The sequence below is a fragment of the Pseudomonas sp. R76 genome (genome assembly GCF_009834565.1).
Taxonomy (GTDB): domain Bacteria; phylum Pseudomonadota; class Gammaproteobacteria; order Pseudomonadales; family Pseudomonadaceae; genus Aquipseudomonas.
Genome location: NZ_CP019428.1, coordinates 3,873,546 through 3,887,537, shown reverse-complemented (window position 1 = coordinate 3,887,537; position 13,992 = coordinate 3,873,546). Strand labels below are relative to the sequence as shown.

Genomic DNA, 13,992 nt, shown 5'->3' with positions numbered 1-13,992 from the left:
GGAGCCAGTCAATTGTTCAAAAAACACGCATGTTACTTGAGCATTTGCCTGCTCGTTGCACCACTGGTCGCGACAGCCGATGAGCTGCCCGTGGGCGCCGTGCCGGTTATTTCAGCCAGCCCGCTGCAACAGGCCCTTGCGCAGTTGCCCAGCGTTTGCCCCAGCCTCGCCCCGCACATCGACGCCGCAGCCCAATCGCGCCTGCAAGCCTTCTACCAGCAGCAGGGTGATGTGCCGCTGTGGTCCGCCGATGATCGCCGCCAAGCCCTGAACACCCAGTTGCTGATGCTCGCCGACGACGGCCTGGACCCCACCCACTATAGCCTGCCTGCGGCGGACGCCACGGCCAACGTGCTGTGCAGCGATATCGACGTCAGCCGCCAGTACCTGCAAGCCCTGCAGGATTTGCATTACGGGCGCTTGCAGCAATCGCGCTTCGAGCCGTTGTGGCATTCCCAGCCGCCGACCCGCGACCCGAATACCGAGGTGCTGGCCTTCGCCGCCAGTGGCTTGCAAAATATGGCCCAAGCCTTCGACCAGGCGCGCCCCAGCGCCGACCTTTACCGCAGTTTGCGCAATGCCTATGCCACCGTGCGCCTGCAACCGTTGCCGCATTGGGACCCGGTCGCCACTGGCCCGTTGCTGCGCCCCGGCATGGAAGACCCACGCGTGCCGGAGCTGGCGCAACGCTTATACCGTGGCGGCTACCTGGCCAAGGCGCCCACCGGCAATGGCAAGCAATACCGTGACGAACTGGTCAAGGCGGTCAAAGCCTTCCAGCTCAGCCATTCGTTGCAGGCCGACGGCGTGATCGGCGCAGGCACTGTGGCCGAGCTGAATATCAGCCCGGCGATGCGCCGCGACCAACTGCGCATCAACCTTGAGCGGTTCCGCTGGCTGGCTCAGGACCTGGAGCCTGAAGGTGTGCTGGTCAACGTCGCCGCTGCGCAATTGAGCGTCTACCAGAGCGGCATCCCCGTGTGGCAAACCCGCCTGCAAGTCGGGCGCGCCGAACGCCAGACGCCGCTGCTGAAGTCGCGTATCACCCGGCTGACCCTGAACCCGACCTGGACCATCCCGCCGACCATCATGCGTGAGGACAAACTCCCGGCGATCCGCCTCAACCCCGAGTATTTGCGCCAGCAAAACCTGCAAGTGCTCGACCCCGAAGGCCGCCCGCTGGCGCCTGAGCAAATCGACTGGGCGCGCCCCGGCAATATTCTCCTGCGCCAGGACGCTGGCCCGCGCAACCCGCTGGGTAAAATCGTGATGCGCTTCCCCAACCCTTACTCGGTGTACCTGCATGACACGCCCAGCCAGCCGCTGTTTACCAAAGGCCCGCGCGCGTTCAGCTCCGGGTGTGTGCGGGTTGAGCAACCGTTGCTGCTGCGCGACCTGCTGGTGACCCCGGCCGAACGCACGCGCACCGACGAGTTGCTGGCCACCGGCGTGACCCATGAATTCAGGCTGGCGACGCCGGTGCCGGTGTTGCTGGGCTATTGGACCGTGGAAGTCGATCGCCAGGGCGGGCTGGTGTACGCGCCGGACATTTACGGGCGCGACCCGGTGTTGATGAAGGCGATGGGGGCGGTGCTTTAGGGTGTGGGCTTGCTGTGGCGAGCGGGCTCGCCACAGGTTAGATGTGCCTCAGGATCAACGCGACCGCCTGATCTACCGTCACAATCGCAGTATCGACCGTCAGCGGCACCTCATCCCACACCTCATATTCATGCGCCGTCACCGACTGCCAACTCGGCGGAACCAGGCCAGGAATATCACCTGCGCGACTTTCAACCCGGCGCCGATGCTCCTGCCGATCCGAACAGACCACCTGTATATCCAGCAACTCAACTCCCGCTGCGGTCGCCACTGCCTGCCACGCCGCGCGGCTTTCCTTGACCGGGTTCACGCAATCGGCGACGACCTTGTGGCCCAGGCGCAAATTGCTCAACGCCAACGCATTCGCCACGTCGTAACCGCTGGCCCCCACATCACCGGCCAATACGCCAGAACCGCGCAGCGCTTGTTCGATCACATCGATACGCAGGTAAACCGCGCCGGCCTGGCGCGCCACCTCGCGGGCAAGCGTGGTTTTGCCGGTGCCGGGCAGGCCGCTGAACACAATGAGCATGGTCAATCCTTTGCAAAGGGCAGTGCGGCCAGTCTAGCGGCGCTTACTTTAAATAGCAGGCACTGATCCAGTCGGCCGGGTGCGCGGCCAATTGCGTGGCCACGGGCAAATACCGCTTGTCCAACTGCGCCGCCAGCCAGAACAACGTCGCACTGCTCTGGGGTTGCCAGGTGCCGCTGTAACCGGCTTCGCCCACGCCAGCGCGATCTTTGTCGAATTGCACATGGGTGTGCACGAATTCCTGATGGCTGCGTTGCCCAGTGGCATAGGGCACCAGCCAATCAAGGGCAGCGGCCAGGGACGCGCCGTTCGCGCGCAGGCTCAGCCAGTCGCCGCCGACCCCGTAAGGCTTGGCCGCCAGCGCGGCTTGCACCAGCGGTTCGAGGTCATAGACCACGTAATGCAGGGCGTCGCGGTCCTGAAAGTCGGTCACCGAACCGTCCGGCAGTACGTTATCGGCGATCTGCTGTTTAAACAGCTGATGGGCCTGCTCAAGCATCGCATGGTCACCCAGCGCGGCGGCCGCGACCGTGACCAATTTCACGCGATGACTCTGCCAGTTATTGGTCTGGGTGCCTTTTTTCTGCCCGTGAAACTGCTCGATGCGCGCGATGTAGCCGTTGCCCAGGCTGCTGATCAAGCGACGGCTGGCCTCGCGTGTCGCCGGTTGCAGGCTGTCGGCGGTGAGCGCATAGGCGTTGATCAGCATGTCGAGGTTGGTTTCGTCGATCGGATTGAAGTCCGGCTGGTACACCTCGGCCCACGCCGCCAGGTAATCGTCGACTTGCTTGAGGTAGCGCGGGTCATGGCTCAATCGCCACGCCAGCGCCGCCTGGCGCATCACCGGCCAATCCTTTTCGGCGGCGATACTTTGCTCGCGGATACCCTGGTGAGGCAGGGTGCCTTCGGTGTGCAGATGGGGCAGGGGCTGAGGCACGTCGGCCAAATGCCGTTGCGCGGCAGTCACCAGTGCCTGGGATGTCGGGTTCGACAAGGCCGGCTGGCACAGGCTCGGTGCTTGCGCGGCGGCGACGGCCGTGTGGCAAAACGTGGCGAGCAGTGTGGTAAAAACGAAGGCGGTTTTTTTCATCGAGGGCTCTGCAGGATGAGAACGCGCCCACGCTAACATGTGGCCGAATCGGCTTGGATGAAACTCCCGTATGCTGGATCTCCACTCATTTTTCCCCCAGGACCGCTCATGACCTTGCCGTTCGTGAAGATGCATGCCCATGGCGACGATTTCATCATCATCGACCGCCGTGGCCAGGACGACCCGATCACCGCGCAGATCGCCCGCCGCCTGGGCAACCGCCACACTGGCATCGGCTTCAACCAACTGGCCGTGGTACTTGACTGCGACGACGCCGCTGCGCGCATCAAATTCTGGAACCCCAACGGCACGCCGCTGCAGACCTGCGGCAGCGCCACCCGGGGCGTGGCCGACCGCCTGATGCATGAAACCGGCAGCGATTCGATTGTATTGCGCACCGAGCGCGGCTTGCTGACCTGTGTGCGCGCGGCCGCGCGGCAGGTGTCGGTCGATATGGGCGCGCCATCGCTGGAGTGGGCGTCCGTGCCCTTGGCCGAAGTGATGGACACCCGCAGCTTGCCTATCGACGGCAACCCGGCCGCGTGCAGCATGGGCAATCCGCACTGCACTTTTTTTGTCGAGGATATTGCCGCCATCGATGTGTCAGCCGTGGGGCCGGCACTCGAAACCCACCCGCTGTTCCCGGCCAGGACCAATGTGCACTTCGTGCAGGTGCTGAACCGCAACCACATCCGCTTGCGCATCTGGGAGCGCGGCGGCGGTGTGCCGTTGGGCTCCGGTTCGTGTTGTTGCGGCGCGGTGGTCAACGGCATTCGGCGCGGCCTGTTGGACGACACCGTGCAGGTGCAGTGCGACGGCGGCACGGTCACGGTGCAATGGGACGGGCAGGGCGGTGTGGTGTTGACCGGCAGCGTTGAGCCGGTCATGCAGGGCGCCGCGTACGTGTTCTAAAATTTCACCGTAAACGTCGTACCGCCGGTGGCGCAGGAACTCACGGCCACATCGCCGCCGTGCACTCTGGCCAACTCACGCACGATGTACAGGCCCAAGCCCACGCTGCGCACCTCGCTGCCCTGGTCGGTGCCACGGGTCATGGGCTCGAACAGGTCGGCCAGCAATGCTTCTGGAATCACCGCGCCGTAGTTGTGAACCGACACTTCGCAGCCTTTCTCGCCGAGCCTGGAGGTCACGCTGATCGGCTGGCGCAAGTCGCCGTACGCGACGCTGTTGGCCACCAGGTTGCCGATGATCTGCTGCACGCGGTCGGCATCCAGGCAGGCGTCGCCCTGGCCTTCGGCGTGATGCTCCAGCGTGGCCTTGGGGAAGGCCACGCGCAGCTCATCCACGGCGAGCGCAATAACCGCATGCAAGTCCAACGGTGCGGCCTTGATGGAAATACCGTGGCCGACCCGGGCCTGGGTGAAGTCCAGCAAGTCGGCGATCATGCGATGGGCGCGCTCGGAGGACTGGGCGATATGGCCCAATAACTGATGCTCTTTGGCCGTACGCTCGCCACGGTTGAGAAAGTCGGACGCCATACGGATCGCGGTAAGAGGGTTCTTCAAATCGTGACTGACGATCGCCACCATCTGCTCGGCAAACAGCGCACGGCGCTGGGCAATCGCGTAAGCCTCGCTCAACTCGGCCTGGGCTTGCTGCAATGCAATTTCGGTGGCGGTTCTTTCCTGCAACAGGGCTTCGGCCAGGTGGCGTGCGTTGAGCAACTCGCGTTCGTACTTGTCACGGTCGGTGGTGCCGAACAAGGCCAGGTCGTACACCGCCGCGTCAGCCTGCTCGCGCTTGTTGCCATTGAGCAGCACAGTCACTTTGTGCCCGTCGTGGTGCCGCATGTCGAGTTTTACTTCGGTGACACTGCCGCGCAGGCGCAGCATCGGCGCCAGGTGGGTCTGGTGGAAAATCCGCCCACCCATGGTCAACAAGTCCTGGAAGCGGCGCCCGCACAACTCGGCGCGGCTGAACCCCAGCCATTCGCTGAAGCGCGCATTGGCCTGCAGGATCGTGCCGTCTTCAGCTGTGACGGCCAGGGCGCAGGCGGCGTTGTCGAACAACTCAGCCGACATCGGCAATCGCCCACGGCGCCAGGAAGTCTTCCATGGCCGCCGCGCAGGCCTTTGGCGCGCTCATGTGCGGGCAATGGCCGACGTTGTCCACCAGGCAGTAAGCGCTGTTGGGCAGCACGCGGTGCAGGTATTCACCCACGGCGACCGGGGCGATCAGGTCATCGCTCGATTGCAGGATCAGCACCGGCGTGGCCAGGCCAACCACGTCCTGGCGGTTGTCCGACATAAACGTCACCCGCGCAAACTGCTTGGCGATGTCGGGCTCGGTGCGGCAAAAACTGTCACTCAGCTCGTCGCTCAAGGCCGGTTGCCCCGGCGCGCCCATGATCTTCGGGGCCATCGCACTGGACCAGCCGAGGTAGTTGCTGTCGAGTGTGTCGAGCAGGTCGGCGATGTCGCTGCGCTGGAAACCACCGACGTAATCGGCGTCATTAATGTAGCGCGGCGAAGGGCCGATCATCACATGGGCGGCGATGCGCCCAGGCGCCAGGCGGTCGGCGAGGGTGGCGATCATCGCACTGACCGAATGGCTGACCAGGATCACCGGGCCCGTTGCATAGGCGTCGACAATCTCGTTCAAATCCTGGGCATAACCAGCCAGTGTGGCGTATTTGGTTTTGTCGAACGCACTGAGGTCCGACAGGCCGGCCCCGACCAAGTCGTACATCACCACGCGGAAGCGGTCGACGAATGCCGGCGCCAGGTAATTCCACATGGCCTGGTTGCAGCCGAACCCGTGCGAGAACACCAGGGTCGCCATGCCATTGCCCGTCACACTGACGTTGTTGCGGTGCTTCAGGTCCATGGCGTTCTCGTGTATGGCTTTTTGCTATGTGGGTATGGGCGCAGTTTAGATAGTCGCAGGCGTGGGGTCACGCGTTATACGTCGATAAGGTAAAGTCGGCGACTTCAGGAAGAAACGTCAGGTACGGACATGTTGCGGTGGTTGCATCCATTTGTTGTGAGTTTGCTGGTGTTGATGGTCGCCGGCCTGTTGGTCACCGCTCAGGCCGAGACTTCGCCGATTGGCGTGGCCCTCGACCAGCGGGTGATTGACCTCACTGGCACCCTCGACGCCCAAACCCTGGCCCGCCTGAAACTCGAACTCGACGCGCTTGAACGACGCAAAGGCTCACAGGTGGCCGTGCTGCTGGTGCCGACCACCGGCGACGCGAGCATCGAGGACTATGCCAACCAGGTGTTTCGCGCCTGGAAACTGGGGCGCAAGGACGTCAACGACGGCATCCTGCTGCTGGTGGCCAAGGACGATCGCAAGGTGCGCATCGAGGTGGGCTATGGCCTGGAAGGCACCGTCACGGACTTGCTGGCCCATCGCATCATCGACGAGCACATCACGCCGGCGTTTCGCCAGGGAAACTACGTGGGCGGCGTGGCCAGGGGCGTGAATGACCTGGTCGTGCTGGTAGACGGCGGTGACCTGCCCAGGGACGCTGAAAAGGGGTTGCCCCTGGGCGCCAGCGCGGTGTTACTGGCGTTCATTGTCGGTGCCGGCGTCGGCGTGCTGGTGGTGACCCGCACGCTGCACTGGCGCCACGCGTTGATTGCCATGGGGGTGCTGACTGCGCTGGTGGTGGGGGTTTGCGGCGGTCGGGAATGGCCGGTGTACCTCGTGGTGTTTCCACTCAACCTGCTGATCGGCGCCGCGGTTTTCGGCTGGCTGTGGAGGGCACGCACAGTGTTCTACTGCGCGCTGGCGCTGTTGATCTATGGGGTCAGCCTGGTGGTGGTGAATCAATACCGCGACGTCAATTTCTTCGACTGGTTGGCATTTTTGCTGGGAACAGTAGCGATTCTGGCGCTGTTCCTGGCGCTGTTTTGGGTCATGAAAGACGCCTGGCGCAGGAGCCGAGTGGGGTTTTTCGTGCGGTTTTTGCTGACAACCGTGGTGTTTGTGGGAGCCGGGCTGGACGCGCACGCCGGTCCTGGCGGTTGGTTGCTGGCGTTGCCGAAAGCCGCGTTTGCGGGGGTATTCATCTTTTGCCTGACCGCCAGCAGTTTTCGCTCAGGGTCGGGCGGCGGCTCCTCCCGCTCGAGATACCGCAGGTCCAGCTCGAGCAGCGGTTCCTCCAGCAGCGGTAGCGCTGGCGGTAGCAGCGGCGGTGCGGGTCGAGGCGGTTCCAGTGGCGGCGGTGGGGCTTCCGGAAGCTGGTAACGACTGGCGTGACTTATACGTGCTTTAGCCCCGATCAGGTAAAGTCGGCGGCTCCCGGTTGAAACTTCAGGTAACAAACATGATGGCGATTCTGCGGCAATCCGTCTTGAGTCTTCTCGCGTTGGTGTTCATCGGCTTGCTGAGCACAGCGCAGGCAGACACTTCGCCGATTGGCGTAGCCCTCGACCAACGGGTAATCGACCTCACCAATACCCTCGACACCAGCACGACCCAGCGCCTTAACGACCAATTGGCCGCCCTTGAACAGCGCAAAGGCGCGCAAGTCGCGGTACTGCTGGTGCCCACTACCGGCGGTGCGAGCATCGAGGACTACGCCAACCAACTGTTCCGCGCCTGGAAGCTGGGGCGAAAGGATGTCAACGACGGCATCCTGCTGGTGGTGGCCAAGCAAGACCGCAAGGTGCGCATCGAGGTGGGTTACGGCTTGGAAGGCACCGTCACCGACCTGTTGGCCCATCGCATCATTGAAGAACACATCACCCCGGCGTTTCGCCAGGGCGACTATGCGGGCGGCGTGCAACAAGCCGTCAACGATCTGACCGTGCTGGTGGACGGCGGCGACCTGCCACAGCAGGCGGCACCGCAGGTGAATCCGCAGATCATCGCGGTACTGCTGGCGTTTATCGCCGGCGCCATCGGCGGTGTATTAATCGCCGCCGGCAAGCTGCATTGGCGCCGGGCGCTGATTGCCACCGTGGCGGTGACGGTGCTGCTGACGATTTATTCGGGCGGGCAGGAGTGGCCGGTGTACCTGGTGGCCTTTCCACTGACCCTGCTGATCGGCGGGGCCACGTTTGGCGCGCTGTGGCTGGCGCGCGCGGTATTTTACTGCGTGGTGGCAGCGCTGGCCTACATCGTCGCGGTGCTGGTGGTGAGCCACTTCGTCGAAGTCAACTACGTGCATTGGCTGGCGTTGCCGTTTGGCGGCGCCCTGGTGCTGGCGTTGTACGTGGGGCTGTTCTTTGTCATCCATCAATCCTGGAAGACCAAACCACGTTTCTTCCTCGTGCGTGTGCTGGCGGTGGCAGCGGTGTATGTGGCGGTGGGGTTGATGCTCGGGCACGGTTACCAGGGTTGGCTACTGGCAATACCGGCGGCCTCCGTCGTTGCGTTTATTGTGTTTTTGACGAGCATTTCCGATGGCGGCTCGGGGTCGGGCGGTGGGTCGGGTTCAAGTTCCGCAAGCTCGAGTTCCAGCTCCAGCAGCAGCTCGTCCGGTGGCGGTGGTTCCAGTGGCGGCGGCGGGGCGTCGGGCAGTTGGTAAGCCACTAGCGCGGCTCGTAACCCACCCAGCTTTTAAAGCTGAAACGGGCGTAGAACAGCTCAACGCCTTCGCCCTGCATTCGTGGTAAAACGGTGATCTTTTCCACCCTGAGTACGGACGCTCAATGCCTACCGCCCCCACCCCAACGTTCATTATTCGTGCCGCCATTGCCGAGGATGCGCTGTGCATTGGCGTATTGGGCATGCAGGTGTTTCTCGATACCTACGCCACTGAAGGCATTCGCAGCTCGATTGCCCATGAGGCACTGCAAGCCTTCGCGCCGCACACCATCGCCCAACTGATTGCGCAACCCGGCATTGCGTTGCTGGTGGCTGAAACCAACGGCCACCTGGTCGGCTTCGCCCAGATCAAGCTTAACGCCAGCCACTCGATGATCGACACCGCTGACGCTGCCGAGCTGCAACGCCTCTATATTCAGGAGCGCTTTACCGGCCAGGGGCTGGGCTATCAGCTGCTGCACGCGGCGGAGCAAAGCGCAGCACGCGATGGCGCTGCGTTACTGTGGGCAACCGTGTGGGTCGGCAACGAACGCGCACTGGGCTTTTACCCTCGACGCGGCTATGAGGTGCTGGGTTCACCGACCTACACCTTCCAGGGTGAAACCCACGGCAACCGCCTGTTTGGTAAAACCCTGATACTCGACGTGTGAGGCGTCAGGGCAGAACGATATAGTCGTTCTGCTGGATGATCGGTCGATGCGGGCCTTGCACCAGATGGACATAGCGCCCGTCCACCAGGTCGATCGGCAGGCAGTCGTCGATATCCAGCACGCCGTCGGTATGGGCCTGTGACCAGTGGCGCAGCATCTGCTGTTTGCCCTTGCTCATCGCCTCCTTTTTGTCGCGGGCAACCACCAGCAAATAATGATGAGCCTCGCCAAATACGTTGGCTTCATAGCCGCCGAGGTTGATGAAGTACAGGTGGTGCGCGTCTGCTTGTGGTGCCATGTGGCTGATCTCGACTTTCCAGCCGTCGACGCCCTCCACGGCCATCCAGGAGTCGATATGCACACCCTTGGGGCTGCCGAACCAGCCGTCGCGCAGTTGCGGGTAGGTGGCTTGCAGCGTTGGCGCCACTGCGAACACCACATCGTGAACTTCAATTCTGGCCCGTGGGTGCTTACCCCCGAGCATGACGACAAACAGCATTGCAGGTTCTTCCTGGCGACTTGGCAAAGGCTAACCATACTTCGATTGAACCCTTTTGTCCGGTCAGTGCCACACAGTTAACCCGCGAACTCATCAGGAGGTTGTCATGCGTACTATCGATCTGGCCGGTGTTCCCGTGCCTGTCATCGGCCAGGGCACCTGGCGCATGGGCGAAAACCCGGACCAGCGCCGGGCTGAAGTCGCTGCGTTGCAATTGGGTATCGACGAGGGCATGAGCCTGATCGATACCGCTGAAATGTATGGCGAAGGCGGTGCCGAAGAGGTGGTCGGCGAAGCCATTCGCGGCAAGCGCGACCAGGTGTTTCTCGTCAGCAAAATCTACCCTCACAATGCCAGTCACAAAGGCGTGCCCCGCGCCTGCGAAGCCAGCCTGCAACGCCTGGGCACTGACTATATCGACCTGTACCTGTTGCACTGGCGCGGCCAATACCCTCTTGAAGAAACCGTCGAGGCTTTCGAACGCCTGCGTGAAGCCGGCAAGATCGGCCGCTGGGGCGTATCCAACTTTGACGTGGCCGACCTGCAGGAACTTGCCTCCCCAGCCTGTGCGACCAACCAGGTGCTCTACAACATTGAAGAGCGCGGCATTGAATTCGACCTGCTGCCATGGTGGCAACAGCACCACTTGCCGCTCATGGCTTACTGCCCCATCGCCCAGGGCGGTGAGTTGCTGGCCAGCCCCACGCTCAAGCAAATCGCCCGTCGCCACGAGGTGACACCGGCCCAGGTGTCACTCGCCTGGGTGTTGCGCCAGGACGGTGTGATCGCCATCCCCAAGGCCGTTACACCCGAACACGTGCGGCTCAATGCCAGGGCTGCGCAACTGGTGCTGGATGAGCACGACCTGGACGCAATCGACCGCGTATTCGGCGCCCCCAAACGCAAGCACCCGCTGGCGATGGTGTAGTTAACCGGCAGCAGTCACGGCGCCGTCCTTGGCGGCCGTGCCTGCGTCAGCCGAAGTTAGCCGGCGACCGGGCTCCGCCAGTCGTCCGAGCCGGACGTGCCGGCCACTTCGTGGGTCCAGATGATCTTGCGATAGGTGAAATACACATCCTCCAAATGCGTGAAGTGCGCATTGTCAGGGTCCTGGCAATTGGGCATGCGCGATTGCACGTCGACGATGGTCGCGCCTTCCAGCTCGATGGTGAAGTAATGCTCCTGGGTGCCGGCCGAGGAGGTGCGGAACCACTCCAGCCGGCACGACACTTCTTCGCCCGAGGTCAGCGCGCTGAAGAGCAGCGGTGAGGATTTGTCGAAGACCTTGCTGATCATCAGTGGTTTGTGCACCCGTTGGCCGGTTGGCTGGCCCGATTGCGGATCGCGGGGAATGATTACCTGATGGGCAAATGCCTGCACGAGGATCTGGTCCTCATGGCCCTCCTGATAAATGTTGCCGACCGAATCCTGGGTAAATGTGCCTGCCGTGATCAAGCCCTGTTTGACGCCGGTGACGGAGAGGTACGCGGGTGTTGGCATGACTGGTTTCCTTGTCTGATTAAGTAAGTATTCCTGAGCGGCATGAAGGCCGTTCAGGCAAGTCTCTATAACAAGAAGCGTGCCTGAAATGACGAACGCTAATGAAATAGCGGTCTTTGGCGTTAGTTGGGTAAGTATTTAAGAAGTTGTCCTGATTTTTGTCGGTGTTTTAGTGTCTTTTTTTGCGCACCTATGTGCAGTTAGTTGCTCGCACTATTTGTGGTGCGTGGATGCGGATGTTTAAGGTTAAACGGGATTTTTGGCTGGGTGAACTGCGCAAGCTGTTGCGCAGGCCTTTATTTACTGGGGCTGTAGGAACTTTCTTAAGTGTAAAACCCTGGCTTGCTGATTGCTTTTTGGATGGCTAAGGTTCGATGGCTTCCTCAAAAAATGAACAGGAAGCAAATGGAGCGCTGATTGGTTAATTGAAATTAGTGTGCTGCTTTTGCCTTGAACTTTTGCCTTGAACCTTTGCCTTGAAATAGTTACCTGCGGCCTAAAATGGATTATTCAGACACGCTGTACGCTTATTACCTTGAAGTTGCGCGGCTACCTTGTTCGCCACAGGATTTTGCCGGCTGTGATAGTCGGTTTTCCAGCGAGTTCGAGGCCTTGGAATCCGAGCTTGGCAAAGCGCAATCGATTCATGGTGCAAGCCAGCCGGATTGGCACAAAGTCAGCGAGAACGGTGAGCGTCTGCTGCGTGAGCATTCCAAGGATCTGCGGGTCGCTGTCTGGTTGACATGGGCGTTGTATCAGCGTGATTCATTTCCCGGGCTTCTGGCGGGTCTCGGTTTGCTACGCCACCTGTGTGTGCACCACTGGGCGGTTGTGTACCCCGCCAAGTCGAGGACCCGCAGCGCTGCGTTCAATTGGCTGGTGTTGCGGTTGGAGCCGCTGTTTGCGCAGAACCTCTCGCTTACCGAACAGCAGACAGTGTTTCAGGCGCTGCTTGAACACCTCGCGAGCCTCGACGAAATATGGGGCGAGCGCCTGGGTGACGATGCGCCTTTGTTATTACCGATTCGCAGGCAACTGTCGGAGCGCCTGGCACTTGCCGCGCAAAGCCGTCCTGAGCCTGGCGCAGTGGCGGGTGTTATTGCCCAGGTAAAGCAGGCGGCAACGCAATTGCGCCAGCCCGAGCAGTCGGTGAATAACGAAAAAGACGCCCACAAACTGCTGCGTGCATTGCAGGAGCAGGCTCGCCCCTTGTGCGCCTGGTGGCTACGCCAGAGTGCGACAGACCTGCGAGCCTTGCGCCTGAGCCGAACCCTTGCATGGCTTGCGCTCGTCAATTACCCCGACGCCAATAGCGAGCGAGTAACGGCATTGCGTGCGCCGTCGCCCGACAAACTTAAACGGTTCCAGGACCGCTTTGACCAGGGACATTACGCCGATCTTTTACTGGAACTCGAGGTGAGCCTGGCTGGCGCGTTGTTCTGGTTCGATGGGTTGCGTATGACTTGGGAGTGCCTTGAAGCCTTGCAGGCCGACTTGGCCATGACCGAGTTGGAAATGAATTTTGCCTTGTTGTTGCAACGGCTGCCGAGCCTGCCTCAGTTCAAGTTTGACGACGGCAGCGGGTTTGCCGATTCCGCGACAGCTGACTGGATCGCACTGCATGTGCTTCGCCATCTGCACAAGACCGAGCCCTCAAGTGCCGTGGTCGATGTGGGCGGTGCGCCTTGGGAAACGGCGTTGCAGGCGGTGATGTCGAGGCTGCGTAAAGAGGGGCTGAAGGCGGCGGTCGGTGAGCTCAAGCAAGGTTTGCACGCCGCGTGCAGTGACCGCGCGCGCTTTCATTGGCGATTGGCGCTGGCCAGGTTGTGCATCCGGGCGGGCAAGCATGAGCTGGGCAGGATCCAGCTTGAGCAGATGGACCTTGAACTCCAGCACGCAGGCCTGGACCGCTGGGAACCCGAGTTGGCCTTTCAAGTCGCGCGGCTGCTGCATCGCTGTTACGACCTTTTGCCACAAGACCACGGCGTGCGCGAACGCAAGGAAGTCACCCATCGCAGGTTGTGCCACTTCGATCTCGAAGCGGTACTTGAATAGGCTTTCGAGCCGACCAAAAAAGGAGAAAGGCCGTGGCCAAAGACGGTTCGGTAGCACCCAAGGAACGTATCAATATTACCTTCAAGCCCGCCATTGGCGGCGCTCAAGAGGAAGTCGAGCTGCCGTTGAAATTGCTTGTACTGGGGGATTTCAGCCAGCGTGAGGATTCGCGCAAGCTCGAAGATCGAAAGCCCATTGGTATCGACAAGAACACCCTTGATGAGGTGCTGGCCAAACAGGCGTTGAGCCTGACGTTGAGCGTGCCCAACCGCTTGCAGGAGAACACGGATGTCGAAGCGTTGGCCGTCCAGGTGCGGATCAACTCGATGAAGGATTTCAACCCCGCGAACCTGGTTGAGCAAATACCCGAGTTACAAAAACTGATGGCATTGCGGGAGGCGTTGATGGCGCTCAAAGGGCCTTTGGGCAATACACCCAGCTTTCGCAAAGCCATTGAGCAGGCACTGGCCGATGACGAGTCGCGTGCGCGGGTACTTGCTGAGCTGGGGCTGAGCAGCCCCGTCACCTGAAAACTTCAGTAAAAGGA

General features: G+C 61.5%; 14 protein-coding genes. 8 read left to right on the top strand and 6 right to left on the bottom strand.

The window, feature by feature from the left end; genetic code table 11:
• The first annotated feature begins 12 nt into the window (after positions 1-12).
• Positions 13-1,599 carry a L,D-transpeptidase family protein gene (locus PspR76_RS17310; RefSeq protein ID WP_159957184.1) on the top strand — a complete coding sequence of 529 codons (1,587 nt, stop codon included), beginning with the start codon at positions 13-15 and terminating at the stop codon, positions 1,597-1,599.
• Between the two features lie 37 nt (positions 1,600-1,636).
• On the opposite strand, the gene PspR76_RS17305 is transcribed toward PspR76_RS17310, so the two are convergent.
• A complete protein-coding gene (locus tag PspR76_RS17305) occupies positions 1,637-2,131 on the bottom strand; it encodes an AAA family ATPase (RefSeq protein ID WP_159957183.1) in 495 nt (164 codons plus the stop codon).
• A 43-nt stretch (positions 2,132-2,174) separates the two neighbouring features.
• A complete protein-coding gene (locus PspR76_RS17300; RefSeq protein ID WP_159957182.1) occupies positions 2,175-3,221 on the bottom strand; it encodes an alginate lyase family protein in 1,047 nt (348 codons plus the stop codon).
• A 108-nt stretch (positions 3,222-3,329) separates the two neighbouring features.
• Between PspR76_RS17300 and dapF the strand changes: the two genes are divergently transcribed.
• Positions 3,330-4,133, top strand: a complete 804-nt coding sequence (dapF, locus tag PspR76_RS17295; RefSeq protein ID WP_159957181.1) for a diaminopimelate epimerase — start codon at positions 3,330-3,332, stop codon at positions 4,131-4,133.
• Here the strand turns inward: dapF and PspR76_RS17290 are convergent.
• Positions 4,130-5,263 carry a PAS domain-containing sensor histidine kinase gene (locus PspR76_RS17290; RefSeq protein WP_159957180.1) on the bottom strand — a complete coding sequence of 378 codons (1,134 nt, stop codon included), beginning with the start codon at positions 5,261-5,263 and terminating at the stop codon, positions 4,130-4,132. The two genes, dapF and PspR76_RS17290, sit on opposite strands and share 4 nt — an antisense overlap.
• Positions 5,253-6,068 carry an alpha/beta fold hydrolase gene (locus tag PspR76_RS17285; protein WP_159957179.1) on the bottom strand — a complete coding sequence of 272 codons (816 nt, stop codon included), beginning with the start codon at positions 6,066-6,068 and terminating at the stop codon, positions 5,253-5,255. The genes PspR76_RS17290 and PspR76_RS17285 overlap by 11 nt, the downstream gene beginning before the upstream one ends.
• Before the next feature lie 129 nt (positions 6,069-6,197).
• Between PspR76_RS17285 and PspR76_RS17280 the strand changes: the two genes are divergently transcribed.
• From PspR76_RS17280 to PspR76_RS17270, 3 genes are all read left to right on the top strand, one after another.
• The gene (locus PspR76_RS17280; RefSeq protein ID WP_159957178.1) at positions 6,198-7,436 is read left to right on the top strand and encodes a TPM domain-containing protein; all 1,239 of its coding nucleotides are present in this window, start codon (positions 6,198-6,200) and stop codon (positions 7,434-7,436) included.
• 79 nt (positions 7,437-7,515) lie between these two features.
• The gene (locus tag PspR76_RS17275; protein WP_159957177.1) at positions 7,516-8,721 is read left to right on the top strand and encodes a TPM domain-containing protein; all 1,206 of its coding nucleotides are present in this window, start codon (positions 7,516-7,518) and stop codon (positions 8,719-8,721) included.
• A gap of 124 nt (positions 8,722-8,845) precedes the next feature.
• Complete coding sequence (locus PspR76_RS17270; protein ID WP_159957176.1) at positions 8,846-9,391, top strand: GNAT family N-acetyltransferase; 546 nt, start codon at positions 8,846-8,848, stop codon at positions 9,389-9,391.
• Between the two features lie 4 nt (positions 9,392-9,395).
• Here the strand turns inward: PspR76_RS17270 and PspR76_RS17265 are convergent, their stop codons facing one another.
• Complete coding sequence (locus tag PspR76_RS17265; protein WP_159957174.1) at positions 9,396-9,890, bottom strand: DUF1543 domain-containing protein; 495 nt, start codon at positions 9,888-9,890, stop codon at positions 9,396-9,398.
• 106 nt (positions 9,891-9,996) lie between these two features.
• On the opposite strand from PspR76_RS17265, the gene PspR76_RS17260 reads away from it, so the two are divergent.
• The gene (locus PspR76_RS17260) at positions 9,997-10,818 is read left to right on the top strand and encodes an aldo/keto reductase (RefSeq protein ID WP_159957172.1); all 822 of its coding nucleotides are present in this window, start codon (positions 9,997-9,999) and stop codon (positions 10,816-10,818) included.
• Between the two features lie 56 nt (positions 10,819-10,874).
• On the opposite strand, the gene PspR76_RS17255 is transcribed toward PspR76_RS17260, so the two are convergent.
• The gene (locus tag PspR76_RS17255; protein ID WP_159957170.1) at positions 10,875-11,390 is read right to left on the bottom strand and encodes an Hcp family type VI secretion system effector; all 516 of its coding nucleotides are present in this window, start codon (positions 11,388-11,390) and stop codon (positions 10,875-10,877) included.
• Positions 11,391-11,891: 501 nt separating this feature from the next.
• Between PspR76_RS17255 and tssA the strand changes: the two genes are divergently transcribed.
• Entirely contained in the window at positions 11,892-13,445 is a 1,554-nt protein-coding gene (gene tssA, locus PspR76_RS17250; protein ID WP_159957167.1) for a type VI secretion system protein TssA, read from the top strand.
• 32 nt (positions 13,446-13,477) lie between these two features.
• Positions 13,478-13,975: a type VI secretion system contractile sheath small subunit gene (tssB, locus tag PspR76_RS17245; protein WP_159957165.1), complete on the top strand. Its 498-nt coding sequence runs from the start codon at positions 13,478-13,480 to the stop codon at positions 13,973-13,975.
• Positions 13,976-13,992: the final 17 nt, after the last annotated feature.